This window comes from Agrilactobacillus yilanensis, assembly GCF_003946725.1.
Taxonomy (GTDB): Bacteria; Bacillota; Bacilli; order Lactobacillales; family Lactobacillaceae; genus Agrilactobacillus; species Agrilactobacillus yilanensis.
In genome coordinates this window covers 18,785-33,495 of sequence record NZ_RHOY01000015.1, presented here as the reverse complement: position 1 = coordinate 33,495, position 14,711 = coordinate 18,785, and the positions used below count along the sequence as shown (strand labels likewise).

Here is a 14,711-nt window from a genome sequence, read left to right as displayed (position 1 = left end):
TCCCTTAGCCTGCATTTGTATAGATAGGAGTTTTCCTTTGGAATTTCGACAGTTACTTTACTTTTTAACCGTATTACAAACCGGCAGTTTTACGCAAGCCGCTAAAAAACTCAACATGGCCCAGCCACCTTTAAGCCGACAAATTAAAAATTTAGAAGCCATTTTAGGCGTACAGCTCTTAACCCGTTCAGCCAATGGCGTTACCCCGACTGCTGCCGGCAAACTCTTAGCCACCTACGCCCAGCAGCTGCTAGAACTCAGAGACCAAGCAGACCACCAAATCCGTTTTGCCGGTACTGCGGTGAGCGGCCGACTACGCCTTGGCCTGATTTCTTCAGCAGTGGGCCTTTTGCCGCCAAAACTAGCCAGTTTAACGCAGTATTATCCTGACATTCAGTTGGATATCCAAGAAGGCAATACTTACCAGCTATTAGAAAAACTGACAGCGCGCAATTTAGATGCGGCCATTGTGCGAACACCCTTTAGTACCGAACATATCCAAAGTAAAGCCCTACGCATCGAACGCATCGTTGCCGTTGTGCCTAATAAATATGCAAAGGATCTAAAAGCGACATTGGACGTTGCCGCATTAGAGCCATTGCCCTTAATTATTTATCGCCGGTTCAGCGATGTCTTTGAACAAACTTTTTTCGCCAAAAATATTCGACCCTTCATCGCCTGTTACTGCGACGATGCACGTACCGCCGTACAGTGGGCTAATGCCAAACTTGGCGTCGCTTTAGTCCCAGAATCCGTTGCGACGGCCTACTTGGGAACGGGGATGCAAATTCATCCCATCAACTATCAGCCTTGGCGCACACAAATTCAGTTAATTTGGCCGGACACAGTCATTGCCAGCCCTATTTTAGAGAAATTTATCGAAATTTTTGATAATTAAACGCTTGTGAAAATTTAAAATAGCAACAAATTTTATAGCCCGGCTATACCTTTTTAGTATGCCCTAAAAACCCAGTATTCGTGCTTTTTCTCTAATTTGCAGGCTTATTTCTAAAATCTTAATTCGTGAATAAATCACTTATTGGATTGAACTACCTGATTTATCCCCTGTTATAAGTGCTTTATTTAATTGTGATTGTTTATACAAAAGCAACGCCCGCCCCCACCGTTGCCAGTTGCTTCCTGAAATTAAAAACGTGACAATAGACGCTGACTTTATTCAGGAGGTACTTATGCAATTTACCACAACCAAATATCATTTATGGCGACTCATCGGCCTTATTTTCGGCTTTGGTTTCATTTTCTATACAGTCCAATTTAGGCTCAGCTGGGGACAACAATTGGATCACCATGTGCAGTCTTTTTTCAATACTTGGCAAAATCCAGTGTGGACCACATTATTAACCTACCTTGCCCAACTCACCAGCCCGATCATTTTAGTCACTTTGATGCTGGGCCTTGCCGGTTATCAATTCTGCCGTGGGCAAAAGCCACTTGCTTTAGGTTTTGTAGGTCTCGTGACCGTGGGCAATTTAAGTCTTTGGTTAATCAAAACTATCGCAAAACGGCCTCGACCAATGTTACAATTAGCCCCGGCCAGCGGCTATAGTTTCCCTAGTGGCCACACATTTAACGGCCTGTTATTGTTGCTCATCTGTTGGCAACTAATCCGATACTGTTCTTTTAGCGCTGTGACTAAGCATTATTTACAATTTTACAGCGTTTTAGGGCTTAGCTTAATCATCATCTCCCGGCTTTATTTACGAAATCATTTTGCATCCGATATTTTAGCCAGTCTTTTATTGGCTATTATTTTCTGGGAAATAATGACTGACTGCCTATTTAAATTTGAAAAAAGTACCCGGTTTACTAGGGTTGAGGGGTAGTTTACAAATGACAAAAAAGTTAAAATATTTTATTTCGATCGGCCTAATTTGTTTTTTACTGTTAATTACGAGTTTTTGCTTAATCAAAATTCGCCAAACGCAACAAGCTTTTGACAAAATCTCCACAGCAAACGCAGATACAAACACGGCGATTACCAAGCAACAGCCATTTACAATTTTGCTGTTAGGGGTAGATACTGGTGCCCAAGGCCGGATTGATCAAGGCAACTCAGACACAATGTTGGTGGCTTCCGTGAACCCCCAGACCCACCGAACCATTTTGTACAGTATTCCCAGAGATACGATGGCCGAAATGATCGGGACTAAAACTAAAAATGTACAAAAAATTAATGCTGCTTATAATATCGGCGGCTCTAAAATGGCTAAAGATAGTGTTAGTGCCCTGCTAGGTCTGCCAATTGATTATTACGCCACCTTAAATATGGGCGGTCTAGAAAAATTAGTGGATGCTGTGGGCGGTATATCTGTGAAAGTCCCTTTCAGCTGGCAGGATAGCGCTACTGGTAATCAAAAATTTGAAAAAGGCTGGACCCATTTAAATGGTAGTCGCGCTTTAGCCTATGTCCGTATGCGCCACGAAGACCCAGCAGGCGATTATGGCCGCCAATTGCGGCAGCAACAAGTCATTAAAGCTTTGGCTAAAAAATTATTAAGTTTTAACAGCTTAAGCCATTATCAGACTTTACTAAATTACTTACAGACCAATTTAAAAACAGATCTTGTTTTTGATGACGTCACTAAAATGCTCTTAAAGGATCATCAAAATTTTAAAACGATTACAACCTATCAATTAAAAGGTAGCGATGCTTGGATTAATAACAGTTCTTATCAAATAATGGCTACAAAAACATTGCAAACAGCCACTGATCGCTTACGATCCAATTTAGATTTACCTGCTAAAACACTAAAAAATACCGAAACAGAACTCAACGCTTTAAATACAGATTACGACGGCTTGAACAATTTAAATTATCAAACGTTTGGTTTAGACACCCAGTATTATACTAATAACACGTACTAAATAACGGCCTACCATAATACGGTTAGAAAAATAACTTTGGCGACAACTTTAAAGACATAGCGCTTTAACTAGGAAGAAGGGCACGATAATGTTCAGAAATTCGCATACAAGGATGACCGCTTTATCCGATGGTGTTTTTGCAATTGTCTTAACGATTATGATCCTAAACATTACCCCACCCAAAGTCATTAATTGGTCTAAAATCGAACAATTAATCACTGAATTATCCGTTTACTTTATTAGTTTTGGTGTTGTGGCGCAATATTGGATTTTTCATCAGGAATTGTTAAGCCATTTAAAACGGCCGCCAACAAAATTTTTAATTCTGAATATGTATTATTTATGCTTAGTCTGTCTAACACCCTTTGCTACCACTTTATTAAGTGATGATCTATTTTCAAGATTTAATACGATTTTTTTCGCTGCCATCATTTTAAGCGTAGATTTTGTCCAATTTATTTTATTTCGACTAGCCATTGGTATTTGGCAAGATCGCGGTATCACGCCAAATCTCCATGACCTTGAAGAATATCGCTCTACAATTGTTATGTTTATTTTGAGCATCTTATACGTTTTGACAGCTATCCTATTTCCACCGGCGTTACTTATTATTATTTTTGCGGGCTTTTTTATTCGTTCTGCACTGAGCCGTTATATCCGTCGTCGGGCCGAACAAAAAGAGACAAGCTCAAAAAGTTAACTTTTAAGCTTGTCTCCTACTAGTTGTACTCTATTCTACGGCTAACCAGTCATCATCAAATAGTTTATATTGTGATTTAGACAATGGCACCCAAATTTTATTTTTCTTAATCTTTTCCAGGACATCCCAAAAGGTGGTGTCCCTTTTTTGTTGTTCTGTGATTGTCACTTGCACCAATTTACCGTTTTCAGTAACGGCAAAAACTTCTGGATAATCAATTGAAAAAAGTAACGTAGGTACAACTTCATCTTCAGTGATCTCGGCATCATTCTTTTTTATTTGCATAACGAACAACTCCTTACAAGTTCTAGTATAAAACGTTTGCATGCATAAGTATTCAGTCAAAAGACTGATAATGCCCAAAGTCGTTTTTTGTTCAAAAAAATAGAAGCCGGTCAAAATTTTACTTTTTGCCAGCTTCTATTGTGTTACATAGCTACAAATTACGCATCGTTTTAGTTTCCGCAGTAACGACGTGTTGGCTCATTTTCTAGATTACGATATCAAATCTTCCAATTTATCCTCATCTAATATTTGAACCTGTTTTCGTTGGTAAGTTAAAATATTTAGCTTTGCCATTTTTTTTAATGTCCGAGATAACGTTTCGGGGGTTGTTCCAATAAAGTTCGCTAACTCCTTCATCTTCATGGGGATTTCAACGGCTGTGGTTTCATTCGCTTCTGCCAAATCCAATAAATAGCTGGCCAAACGGCTTTGGATCGAGTCAGTGCTTAAAAAAGCAGCTTGTTTTTCTAAGGCGGCAATTTTTCCAGCAGACTCTTCTAAGAGCTTTAAGCCAATAGTCGGATAATCCAATAGTAATTGTTGAAAATCTGCTTTATAGATGACACACGCACTGCTGTCGGTTAACGCCTGAATGTAAGTATCTGGCGTTTTAACACCAAACAATGCGGCTTCACCTTCAAAATCACCAGGGCCCATGACCCGTAGTAATTGCTCTTTACCGCTGGCACTGAGTTGATAGATTTTTAAATTGCCTTGATTTAAGATAACCAATTCCTGATCGTCTGGTGTTCTGACTAAATTGCCCTTTTTAAATGATTGATGATGAATCAGTTTTGAAATCTCCAACAGTTCTTCATGCACCAAATGTGAAAATATTGGGACAATCTCCGCACAAACATGATCCGTATCATGATGCGCTGTAACTTGAAAGACCGTTTCTTTTGCCATAACACCAAACTCCTTTATTGATTAATCTTCATCATCCTCATCTGCATCTGGATCTACATGATAGCCTAATTTATTTTCTAACAAACGGATCGCATGTTGATGATAGCTCAGCAAGTCAATCATTGCTTGTGCTAACGGATAATTTTCTTCTTTTTCAGCTAACTTAATAGCTCGAGTGACAAACATATTGGCTTTATTGTAATCCAAAACAGTATCTTTTAACATCGTTTCCGTGTCAAAATACTTATTTTGACCGCCTTCATCTAAAAATTTATAATCTAACATCTCTTGAACGGTTGTTGGCACGATTTCTTGAGCATCCAACATCTTAGAAATTACTTTTAAATAGGCTTGATGATTGGCTTCAGCCAATTGTTGGAATAAATCGTTGTTAGCTTTAGCATACCACCAATACTGTTCTAATTTAAACTCTTGAAATTTCAAGTTTGATAAAACATGGCCAATCATGGCGCCGGCCGTTGGAGTATGGTGATCGGTATCACTTTGAACTTGTTCTGCTTGATATAATGCGGCTACTGTTTGTTCTGTCATAATTATGCCTCCACTGCTTTTGTACTTTTAACTTCATAACCTAAACCGGTAATCACATCTGCCAAAGCTTCTGGCGTTGTGACACTAGCATCATAATCTGCTTTGACTTTACCAGCATTGAATAAAACTTTGACGCTTTCAACACCGTCTGTTTGTTTCAAACCTTGTTCGATCTTTGTTAAACATGATGGGCAGGTTAATTCTCCTAATTTTAATGTAACTTTAGCCATAATAATGACCTCCTTGAAATATTTATATTAATTTGTTTTGCTTTTCTATACTTCTATAGTAACTAGTTTGTTTTGAAAAATAATTGATCGTGATCAAGTTTTATTATTTTTCGTAAATAACTTGATGATTTTCTTTATTAACGGCTGAACGTTGGTGCATCCGTAATAACCGCATAGCATTGAAGATGACGACTAAAATACTAGCTTCATGGACAAACATCCCAGTGGCCATATCCACAAGACCAAACAATAAACCACTCAATAACAGTGCAACGACCGCTAAAGCAATCACGATATTTTCAGTCGTATTGGCATTTGTTTTACGGCTTAACACATAAGCTTTGTACAAACTTTCAAATTTAGAATTCATCAAAGTTAAATCAGCTGTTTCAATAGCCACATCTGTCCCACTGCCCATGGCAACACCGACATCAGCCTTAGCTAAAGCTGGGCTATCATTAATCCCATCACCGACAAAGGCAACGTGTAGTCCTTGTTGTTGATACTTTTCTAACCAATCTAGTTTTTCATTTGGTAATAATTGGGCATGAATTTCGTCAAATCCTAAACCTTGGGCCATTGCTTGGGCGCTTTGTTCATTATCCCCCGTTAACATGACTAACCGTTTGACTCCGGCCTGCCGTAGACTACTTAAGGTTGCTTTGACATTTGGCCGTAAAACATCACTGATCCCAAAGACCACTTGCAAGGCGCCGGCAGCAGCGACAGCGACAATAGAACGTCCTTGATGCTGAATAGCTTCAACCTTAGCTTTATCAGCTGCTGAAATTTGCACATTGTGATCTGTCATTAACGCTAAATTCCCAATTAATAAATCTTCGTCTTCACTATAAAGACCTCTACCTTTAATTGTAGTTACTTGTGGCGCAGCTTCTTGATCAGCTGGAACCCCTTGTGCCTTCAAATAAGTGACGACAGCTTTTGCTAAGGGGTGATTACTGTTTTGTTCAATTTCTTGAACCTTCGTTAAATAAGCGCTCAGATCATCTGGCGTCTGCCCATTAAAGTAAGCCACTGTGGCAACTTCTGGTTTCCCAACAGTCAACGTCCCAGTTTTATCAAAAACCATCGTATCTACTTTGGACATTTGTGCGGTAACTTCGCCGCCTTTAATCAAAATACCATTTTTTGCGCCATTCCCAATTCCGGCTACGTTTGAAACCGGTGCCCCGATTACTAAAGCACCTGGGCAACCAAGCACTAGCAGCGTAATGGCTAAGTTCAAATCTCGAGTAATGATATAAGTCAAAATACCTAACACTAAAACAGCGGGGGTATAGTATTTCGCAAACCGGTCAATAAATTTTTCGGCAGATGATTTACTATCTTGAGCTTCTTCAACTAATTCGATAATTTTACCAAAAGTTGTCATATCCCCGACTTGATCTGTGGTGATCGTTAAATCGCCATCTTCTAATATGGTCCCTGAATAAACGCTATCGCCAGCTTTTTTGGCAACGAGTTCTGATTCCCCGGTGATTGCAGCTTCATTAACATAACCTTGACCGCTAGTGATGTGGCCATCTACAGGAATTTGATCCCCAACATGGGTTAACACAATATCCCCTTTGTCCAAATCATCAACATCAACGGTTGCTACTGTCCCATCTGCTTGTTTAACTTGGGCGGTAGTTGGTGCCATCGCTGTTAAGTCTTTGATGGATTGTCTTGTTTTTGCTAATGTTTTCTTTTCTAAATAGTCCCCTAATAAGAATAGGAACGTTACAATTGCAGATTCGTGGAATTCTTGAATGGCAAAAGCCCCGATAACTGCGATTGTTACTAATAACTCAATTGAAACGATTTTGTATCTTAATGCACTGATCGCTTTAACGGCAATTGGGAAAACCCCAATGATTGAAGCAATGATTAAGGCAATCAAACCAATAATTTCAATATGAAATGCGTAATCGAATAATAACCCAATTGCGGTAAACCCGGCGGTGCCGTATAAAATGTGCTGACTATGCTTGGCAATAAACTGTTGTAATTTCATGAAGATGACCTCCTGTGTCTTTTATGTCTTAATAACGTTATCTTTATCTTTCAACAATTCTTATTATAGTGAGACCGGGGTTAGAAATAATTGACGCTGATCAAGAAAATAAAATTACCGCCATAAAATATACATTTTGCATGCCAAAAACATAATTTTTCTTCATAGAATCTTTAAACGCTGACGTTATGATCTAGTTATTCAAACATAGTAGCTGACTTATACTACATACAAGAAAGGGTTTTAACGCTTATGAGAAAACATCACCGATTAAAGAAAATCATCAAACACGGGTTAATTTTAACCTTAACAATCCTCTTTGTCCTCAGTTCCAGCTTCGCTTATGCTACGCAAGCTCAAACCGTTCAAGCGGCCAACAGTACTACTAAAACCAATGCCGCCACTAAAAAAGCACTGCTGGCTAAATGGCAAAAAATCTTAAACCAAACCGATAGTGCTGTTCAAATTGCGGTCTATGATAAAAGCAGCAATCAAACCTATACTTTAACCAATAATAAACAAGGCACATTCACCACGGCTAGTACTGTTAAAGTCGCCATTCTTGCAGGTTTGCTGCATATGCATGAACAAAACGGGACAACCTTAAGCAGTAATGAAAAAGCCTTAGCTGAAAAAATGATCAAAAATAGTGATAACGATGCGGCAACCACCCTCTTTAATGAGATCGGCGGTTTTGATGGTTTAAATGCTGTTTTTGAAGCCCTTGGCATGACTGATACGTCCTCTAGCAATGGTTGGGGGTTAACCGTCACCACGGCCACGGATCAATTAAAACTATTAAACAATGTCTTTTATAGTTCTAGTTATATTTCCAGCACTTCGCGTAACTATATCAAAACTTTGATGGGGGATGTATCTCGTGATCAAAACTGGGGTATCTCTGCCGGCAGTACCACCTACCAACTTAAAAATGGCTGGCGCACGGATTCTGATAGTCGTTGGATTGTTGATAGCATCGGCCACGTTGGCGCTAACAATAAAGGCTATACTATCGCAGTTTACACTTACGGTAATACTACCTTAGCCAGTGGTGAAACCTTAATCGAGCAGCTGGCCAAAGCCACCGCCGAAACTTTAGGCAGTAACTAAAAAAAGCCGATTTACAAAGTACGTTCACTTTGTAAATCGGTTTTTTGCGATTCAGAAACAAGTCTACTGTAGATTTTCTTGAATTAAGGCTAACAGTTCTGGCGTATATGGCCAAACCTTCAACTGACCCACGTCTATCGGGGTCCCATTTTGCGCAATATTGGTTTGTCCGCCATATAAATCCAAACTAATAGACGGCGTAGTCGCCATTAACAAGTTATAATCTTCCACAATATCCGGGAAGGCTTGATTAATTTTATCAATCAATGCCGCATAGGCTTTAGGATCGTCAATAGTCACCTTTTGCGTACCCGCGTCTGCGTGATTACGAACCCGTAGTTCTACTGTAAACATACTATCACCTCATATAATCGTTCATTATTATTCTACCATTTCTTGACAGTTTCATATATTCTTCTTCATATTTTTTTCACATAATCTGGTTATGATAGATATATCAAATGAATTAATCCTTCCTCCCAAAAAGATTAATTGTTTGACAACCCCAATTAGTAATAAGATAATTTTTCATTTTCTTCCTCCCAATTTAGCACACGTCCCCCAAGCGTGTGCTATTTTTTTATCCTAATTTAATCCAAATCTGCAGTCTGTTTTGACAGCTGCTGTTGTAAGGTTTGATCGTAACGCCGCGTTTGCGGAATTAAGAAAGTCACCAAGCCACAGATTAAAGTGCCGACCCCTGCAATTACAAAGATCGCCGCAACCCCAATTTTATCAGCTAGCGGCCCAACAAAAATTAAGCCAACCGGGCCAGAAATACTCATCAAAGAATTCAAGACGCCCAAAACCCGGCCTAGTTGTTCTGGTGGATAACTTTGCTGAATCATCGCCATCAATAAAGTACTAAAGAATGGCGTGCCAAAACCAGCGATTAGATTCAAAATAACAAACCAGATGAAACTTTTTTGATTGCCTGGTAAAAAACCACTGAGCCCAATCGTTATACCAATTGTAAGATAAGCAAAAAAGATCGGCCGCATGCGGTCCCGCCAATTACCGAACAAGCCGATAACCGTACCGCCAGCAAGCATCCCTGCGGAATAAATTACTTCAACTAGTCCCGCTTGACCCACAGTTCCATGGAAATAATTCATCGTCATCAAAGGATACAAACTTGCTGCGGGCATGAAAATTAAAGTAAACGCCGTGCCAATCAGGGTCATATACCACAGGCCTTTATTACCAATCAGTTTTTTAAAGCCAAACTTCACATCGGTCAAAACATGCACTGTTTCGCCAGTGGTACTAACCTTAGGAATTCGGACAAATATTAAGAGCGTAATTCCAATAATAGCGCCCAATACATCAATTAAAATCAAAAAATTAATGGGAATGATGGTGAATAAAAATGCACCTAGCGCTGGCGCAATCAGCATATTGGCTGACTGTACCATACCTAATTGCCCATTGATCCGTGTAATTTGTGACTCAGGCACCATCGTGGGCACAATGGACTGTACCGTAGGCATTTGAAAAGTCTGGGCAATGGAACGAACTGTTAAGGATACAAAAACCAACCATAGTGGAAACTGATCTGCTAATGTTCCGGCAATTGATAATAAAATGGCAAAAAGTGCAGCCACAATATCGGGTACTATTAATAGTAGTTTTTTAGGCCAACGATCAACTACCGGGCCAACAAATGGGCTCAGCAATACCATTGGCAGCATCCCTAATAAGGTCGCCATACTCAAAATTGTGGCTGAACCTGTTTCTTTGGTTAAATACCAAATAATTGCGTACTGTACCACCATACTCGTGATGCCGGTTAAAAATTGACTTGTTAAGAATAGATAAATGTTCTGACGCCAGTGGGGAAATTTGAATTGTGTTTCATTCATAAAAGAAAGCACCTCACTTCATAAAATTTTGCGCAATTTCACATTTTACCAAAAATGAAGTGATAATGAAAGCACTTTTTTAATTAAATTCAAAAAAGAAAAAGTCTGCAGCGGCTCAAAATAAAATTTCGAATTGCCAAGGCTTTTTCTTTTGTCTTCTAAGCACTTATCTGTATACTAAGGGTCAAGGGGAGTATTCATCGATTTCCCTAAATATTTATACAATCACTGGATAATCTTAGCATCGAACCGTGGTCTGAATCATCTTGCATGATTCAAGTATTGGACAAGCTTTAATTGTTTCTTGATTTTCAATTAAAACTTGCTGGCGAACCAATACATCACCCCGTTTTATAACATATGATGCATTCAAATAAATCTTCCTCCCATCGTTTATTTGAATAGATTACCCTAGACTGATTTGCTTATTCTCCCCTAAACAAAGTATGTATTCCCCCAAAATACATACTTTTTTTATGCCCTTTTTATAAAACTATGAAAAAAGTGGCGCTAATTCTGGCCGTTGTTGAATATTGTCCGCAGTAATATTTAAGCCCAATGTCTCAAAAGGCCCGGTGGTTGTGGACTGTAAAACGGTGACGCTGGAATTAGCCAGCATTTTTTGTTTGCGGACAGTAGCGATTGAACCGCCGGTTAGCTGATGAATCAAAAATAATAATAATGAGCCGTGGCTAACGACGAGCACTTTGTTGGCTTCTGGCTGAATATAAGGGGTAATGGCCGCATTTGCCCGGGCTAATAAATGCTGGAAATCTTCAGCATGAATCGCTTGGGCATCAAATTTTTCGGGCTGCTTAAAATAAGCTTGATATTGGGGATGCGCCAAAACAGAATCAATTTTTTGCCCATCCCAATCCCCTAAGTCAATCTCCCGCAAACGATGATCTAACACCAATTCTTCGGGATAACAGTTTAAATTTCGTTTTAAAATGATACGCGCCGTACGCTGAGCACGGGGTAAAGAAGAAGCAACCATCTGATCAAAAGTTACTCGTTTTAATAGATTACCGGTTCTTTGCGCCCCTAAAATGCCTTGCGGGGTTAAAGGGGAGTCCACATTGCCACCGTTAAAGCGTGCCTCATGATTAATCCGAGTCTCACCGTGCCGTACAAAATAAAAAATTGTCATTTATCTGCTCCAATCCATTAATTTCCAATTACTTCTATCATAGCATAGCGATCAAAATTATCTTTTATCGGAAATAAAACTTATTTTCATTTCTACTTTAAAAGAACGTTATCATCACATTTTGCCAATTTTGTCTAAATTCATGGCTATTAAATTGCTTAATTTTTGCATTAATTTCATGATTTTTTAAATTTTTGGGATTAAAAATCTATTTTTTGCGTTAATTTCGACAAGTTTTTGATTTTTTTTACTGAAAAATAATCCCGTTTTGTAACATTTCGAAAATCGTTTTCAAAAGGCACCATGACGACCTTTACCAAAAACTTTTTTTGAAATTAATTACTATTTGTGACAGAAATTTGTTTTCTGTCTTTAAACGTTAAAGCTCCTGACACATAACTGCAATATAAACAGGTTATTCTAATCCTCGTGTTAAAGATATTGAGTCACAAAAATTAATTTTGACTCGTAGGATGTAGAAATTTTTTCACTCGATGAAATTTCTCAAAGATAAAGGAGTTTTTTATATAATGAAAAAAAATGCACTTGTTGGTTTATTCTTCGCTGGCGCCTTAGCAATGTCTGCTGTAGCGTTTGCTCCAGATAAGGCCGATGCCGCTGTTGATAACGGTAATGGTACTGTTACTGTCGAAGCTGGCGATACTTATATGAGCATTGCTGGTAACTATGGCATGAGTGTGTCTGCTTTAGAACAATTAAATGGTCGTGAAATTGGCGGTTATGATTTGATCTACCCTGGTGAAACTGTCTCTGTTAACGGTACTGCCCAACAAACAACGACAACAACGGATACAACACAAGCACAAACAACAGCTACTGCAACACAAACAAGTACGACGACAGCAACAAGTTCTGCAACAACTGCCGGAACTTACAAGATCTCTTTTTATGATCCAGCTGTTTTAGGCTCAAACATGGGCTATAGCGGTGTTGCTGCAAACCTTTCTGTCTTCCCTAAAGGCACACGTTTACGCATCACTTTAGCTGACGGTACTGTTTTAGATCGTACTGTAAATGATACAGGTACATTTGCTTACAGTAACCCACAACAATTAGACGTTGCAATGCCAAGCAGCTCTATTCCAAGTTATGGTATTACAACAGCAACTGTTCAAGTTTTAAGCTAATTAGATAAATATATAGATAAAAGCAGTCCTTTTACTCTGAGAGGGCTGTTTTTTTGTAGTGTTTTAATTTGACGCTTTGTTATTGCGTTGTACTATTGGCTTTGTTATACTAAACGAGCAGGTAAAGTACTTGTATCGATGGTTTAGACGACCTCGATCATAATAGCCAGATAGCTACTATGTGAATTGAAATTTTTATTTATTTTAAGTTGTGTTCGTTACAACTGGCTAGTGTGGTCCTAGATTACACTAGCCTATTTTTGTGCCTTTAAAAAGGCTGCGTCCCACACACTACAGCGTGTACTGACTCAGCCTTTTTACTGTGTTTTTATACTGGTAGGTCTAACTTAGAAGTTAAATGCAAGCTTATTTTAAACTTAACCCGTATTGCTTCATGGCTCTATCTTACAATAAACTCTGATTCAACTCTAAACTGGCGAACGGCACCTGAGATCGCCAATTTTGCGGCATTTTCTCCAACTTCATATAGGTGATGGTCAATGGTGGCCATATTTAATAATTGGCTGGATAATTGATTCTCTTGCCCCATCATGGCGGGAACGGGTAGATCATGCTCCAAGTAATATTGACGGGCACCAGCGGCAACGTCATCTGCATTGGCAAAAATAAAATCCAGTGGTCGTTTTTGGGTGACGAAATAAGCGGCAGCAGCATAGCCATCTTGTTGCTTACGAATGCCGGTCCGAATTAATGTGGGCTCTGGCGCTTGATGAAAAACTTGTTCATAAGCTTGAAAGGTTGTTTTACTTGTTGCGCTAACGTTGCTGGCTCGCGTCGCTAATAAACTAATATGCTGATACCCTTGGGCTTTGATCCATTCAAAGGCCGCCACATAGCTCGGTACTCGAGCGGTATAAGCCGCAGCGATCGGTAAACACCCCGGATCTTGACAGACAACAATTGGGCCATACTTTTGATAAGTCATTAGTGTCTGCCGGCTAATTTCATGAGAGGTAAAAATCATACTGTCAAATACTTTACGCCGTAATTGCTGTAAATAAGCTAACTCCACTTTAGCTTCATAGTTAGAGGGCAGTAACATAATACGATAGTTGGCTGCAAAAGCTGCCGCCATGATTCCATTAATCAATTGCGTGTAATAGGGATGCTCATTATGCGGTAAAACGACACCGATATTGTGCATCTGGCCCATACTTAACCCTTGCGCCATTGCATTGGGTACGTAGTCCAGCTTCACAATTGCGGCTTCAATCAAATCCCGCGTTCTTGGAGCCACATAATTTTTTTGGTTTAATACCCGCGAAACCGTTGACTTTGAAAAGCCGGTATAGTCCGCAATTTCTTGTATGTTCGCCATGCTATCCCTGTCCTTTTGTTTAACCAAACTGTAAATTCGTTGTATTGAGACCGCTATTGATCGGCCGCTTTGTAAATTCCTCATGACTGAAGGCTTGCCGGAAAACATCAAGCACTGAAGTGGCCTGCTGTGTATCTGGCGTCGCCAAAATAATAGCACTTGTTACTAAATGCCAAGTTTGTCCTGAACGCCAAGGTACTGGTTGCGTAAATGTATAAGCAAAAATCGTGGGCTGCTGCACTGCGGTGGTACAAATTTTAGGTAAAACTGCCTGGCCACCGATCGTACTGGCTTGATAAGCTTCACTCGCTAACAAATCACTTTTTAAGCCTTGGACGGGTACTTGTAGCTGTTCGGCGACGGATTGCGCCAATTGACACAACACCTGCACTTCATTGCGTTCATAATCCTGTCGATTATTAATTAATTGTGTGACTAAAAACATAATCCGTTTCCTCCTTATATGTGCTGTTATTTAACTGCAGCCCTAGTATAAATTCTGAAACGGGTTTTAGGTCAAGCT

General features: G+C 39.4%; 16 protein-coding genes. 6 read left to right on the top strand and 10 right to left on the bottom strand.

Annotated elements, in window-relative coordinates; translation table 11 throughout:
- Window positions 1-37 precede the first annotated feature (37 nt).
- From EKM93_RS09890 to EKM93_RS09875, 4 genes are all read left to right on the top strand, one after another.
- Entirely contained in the window at window positions 38-898 is an 861-nt protein-coding gene (locus EKM93_RS09890; protein WP_125715434.1) for a LysR family transcriptional regulator, read from the top strand.
- A 292-nt stretch (window positions 899-1,190) separates the two neighbouring features.
- A complete protein-coding gene (locus tag EKM93_RS09885) occupies window positions 1,191-1,844 on the top strand; it encodes a phosphatase PAP2 family protein (RefSeq protein WP_125715433.1) in 654 nt (217 codons plus the stop codon).
- Window positions 1,845-1,851: 7 nt separating this feature from the next.
- A complete protein-coding gene (locus EKM93_RS09880; RefSeq protein WP_125715432.1) occupies window positions 1,852-2,886 on the top strand; it encodes an LCP family protein in 1,035 nt (344 codons plus the stop codon).
- An 88-nt stretch (window positions 2,887-2,974) separates the two neighbouring features.
- Window positions 2,975-3,586 carry a TMEM175 family protein gene (locus EKM93_RS09875; RefSeq protein WP_125715431.1) on the top strand — a complete coding sequence of 204 codons (612 nt, stop codon included), beginning with the start codon at window positions 2,975-2,977 and terminating at the stop codon, window positions 3,584-3,586.
- 30 nt (window positions 3,587-3,616) lie between these two features.
- On the opposite strand, the gene EKM93_RS09870 is transcribed toward EKM93_RS09875, so the two are convergent.
- From EKM93_RS09870 to EKM93_RS09850, 5 genes are all read right to left on the bottom strand, one after another.
- Entirely contained in the window at window positions 3,617-3,871 is a 255-nt protein-coding gene (locus EKM93_RS09870; RefSeq protein WP_125715430.1) for a hypothetical protein, read from the bottom strand.
- A 210-nt stretch (window positions 3,872-4,081) separates the two neighbouring features.
- The gene (locus EKM93_RS09865) at window positions 4,082-4,780 is read right to left on the bottom strand and encodes a Crp/Fnr family transcriptional regulator (protein WP_125715429.1); all 699 of its coding nucleotides are present in this window, start codon (window positions 4,778-4,780) and stop codon (window positions 4,082-4,084) included.
- A 21-nt stretch (window positions 4,781-4,801) separates the two neighbouring features.
- Complete coding sequence (locus EKM93_RS09860) at window positions 4,802-5,332, bottom strand: ferritin-like domain-containing protein (protein WP_125715428.1); 531 nt, start codon at window positions 5,330-5,332, stop codon at window positions 4,802-4,804.
- 2 nt (window positions 5,333-5,334) lie between these two features.
- Window positions 5,335-5,562, bottom strand: coding sequence for a heavy-metal-associated domain-containing protein (locus EKM93_RS09855; protein ID WP_125715427.1), 228 nt, complete (start codon window positions 5,560-5,562; stop codon window positions 5,335-5,337).
- Window positions 5,563-5,665: 103 nt separating this feature from the next.
- A complete protein-coding gene (locus tag EKM93_RS09850) occupies window positions 5,666-7,579 on the bottom strand; it encodes a heavy metal translocating P-type ATPase (RefSeq protein WP_125715426.1) in 1,914 nt (637 codons plus the stop codon).
- A gap of 252 nt (window positions 7,580-7,831) precedes the next feature.
- Between EKM93_RS09850 and EKM93_RS09845 the strand changes: the two genes are divergently transcribed.
- On the top strand, window positions 7,832-8,689 hold the full coding sequence (locus EKM93_RS09845; RefSeq protein WP_125715425.1) for a serine hydrolase: 858 nt from the start codon (window positions 7,832-7,834) through the stop codon (window positions 8,687-8,689).
- A 63-nt stretch (window positions 8,690-8,752) separates the two neighbouring features.
- Here EKM93_RS09845 and EKM93_RS09840 read toward each other — a convergent pair whose 3' ends face one another.
- The 3 genes from EKM93_RS09840 to EKM93_RS09830 form a co-directional block, all read right to left on the bottom strand.
- Window positions 8,753-9,043, bottom strand: coding sequence for a hypothetical protein (locus EKM93_RS09840; RefSeq protein ID WP_125715424.1), 291 nt, complete (start codon window positions 9,041-9,043; stop codon window positions 8,753-8,755).
- 236 nt (window positions 9,044-9,279) lie between these two features.
- Window positions 9,280-10,551, bottom strand: a complete 1,272-nt coding sequence (locus EKM93_RS09835; RefSeq protein ID WP_125715423.1) for an MFS transporter — start codon at window positions 10,549-10,551, stop codon at window positions 9,280-9,282.
- A gap of 493 nt (window positions 10,552-11,044) precedes the next feature.
- A complete protein-coding gene (locus tag EKM93_RS09830) occupies window positions 11,045-11,701 on the bottom strand; it encodes a histidine phosphatase family protein (protein WP_125715422.1) in 657 nt (218 codons plus the stop codon).
- A gap of 530 nt (window positions 11,702-12,231) precedes the next feature.
- On the opposite strand from EKM93_RS09830, the gene EKM93_RS09825 reads away from it, so the two are divergent.
- Window positions 12,232-12,849 (top strand): DPBB and LysM peptidoglycan-binding domain-containing protein, encoded by a 618-nt coding sequence (locus tag EKM93_RS09825; RefSeq protein ID WP_125715421.1) that lies wholly within the window; start codon window positions 12,232-12,234, stop codon window positions 12,847-12,849.
- A gap of 400 nt (window positions 12,850-13,249) precedes the next feature.
- Here the strand turns inward: EKM93_RS09825 and EKM93_RS09820 are convergent, their stop codons facing one another.
- On the bottom strand, window positions 13,250-14,188 hold the full coding sequence (locus EKM93_RS09820) for a LacI family DNA-binding transcriptional regulator (protein ID WP_125715420.1): 939 nt from the start codon (window positions 14,186-14,188) through the stop codon (window positions 13,250-13,252).
- A 19-nt stretch (window positions 14,189-14,207) separates the two neighbouring features.
- A complete protein-coding gene (locus EKM93_RS09815) occupies window positions 14,208-14,633 on the bottom strand; it encodes a PTS sugar transporter subunit IIA (protein ID WP_125715419.1) in 426 nt (141 codons plus the stop codon).
- Window positions 14,634-14,711: the final 78 nt, after the last annotated feature.

What these genes read in the sequence shown, in the direction of transcription:
- EKM93_RS09860 (WP_125715428.1), bottom strand. Translation starts at nt 5,332, where the DNA reads ATGACAGAACAAACAGTAGCCGCATTATATCAAGCAGAACAAGTTCAA.
- EKM93_RS09830 (WP_125715422.1), bottom strand. Translation starts at nt 11,701, where the DNA reads ATGACAATTTTTTATTTTGTACGGCACGGTGAGACTCGGATTAATCAT.
- EKM93_RS09885 (WP_125715433.1), top strand. Translation starts at nt 1,191, where the DNA reads ATGCAATTTACCACAACCAAATATCATTTATGGCGACTCATCGGCCTT.
- EKM93_RS09815 (WP_125715419.1), bottom strand. Translation starts at nt 14,633, where the DNA reads ATGTTTTTAGTCACACAATTAATTAATAATCGACAGGATTATGAACGC.
- EKM93_RS09825 (WP_125715421.1), top strand. Translation starts at nt 12,232, where the DNA reads ATGAAAAAAAATGCACTTGTTGGTTTATTCTTCGCTGGCGCCTTAGCA.
- EKM93_RS09850 (WP_125715426.1), bottom strand. Translation starts at nt 7,579, where the DNA reads ATGAAATTACAACAGTTTATTGCCAAGCATAGTCAGCACATTTTATAC.
- EKM93_RS09835 (WP_125715423.1), bottom strand. Translation starts at nt 10,551, where the DNA reads ATGAATGAAACACAATTCAAATTTCCCCACTGGCGTCAGAACATTTAT.
- EKM93_RS09855 (WP_125715427.1), bottom strand. Translation starts at nt 5,562, where the DNA reads ATGGCTAAAGTTACATTAAAATTAGGAGAATTAACCTGCCCATCATGT.
- EKM93_RS09875 (WP_125715431.1), top strand. Translation starts at nt 2,975, where the DNA reads ATGTTCAGAAATTCGCATACAAGGATGACCGCTTTATCCGATGGTGTT.
- EKM93_RS09845 (WP_125715425.1), top strand. Translation starts at nt 7,832, where the DNA reads ATGAGAAAACATCACCGATTAAAGAAAATCATCAAACACGGGTTAATT.
- EKM93_RS09865 (WP_125715429.1), bottom strand. Translation starts at nt 4,780, where the DNA reads ATGGCAAAAGAAACGGTCTTTCAAGTTACAGCGCATCATGATACGGAT.
- EKM93_RS09870 (WP_125715430.1), bottom strand. Translation starts at nt 3,871, where the DNA reads ATGCAAATAAAAAAGAATGATGCCGAGATCACTGAAGATGAAGTTGTA.
- EKM93_RS09880 (WP_125715432.1), top strand. Translation starts at nt 1,852, where the DNA reads ATGACAAAAAAGTTAAAATATTTTATTTCGATCGGCCTAATTTGTTTT.
- EKM93_RS09820 (WP_125715420.1), bottom strand. Translation starts at nt 14,188, where the DNA reads ATGGCGAACATACAAGAAATTGCGGACTATACCGGCTTTTCAAAGTCA.
- EKM93_RS09840 (WP_125715424.1), bottom strand. Translation starts at nt 9,043, where the DNA reads ATGTTTACAGTAGAACTACGGGTTCGTAATCACGCAGACGCGGGTACG.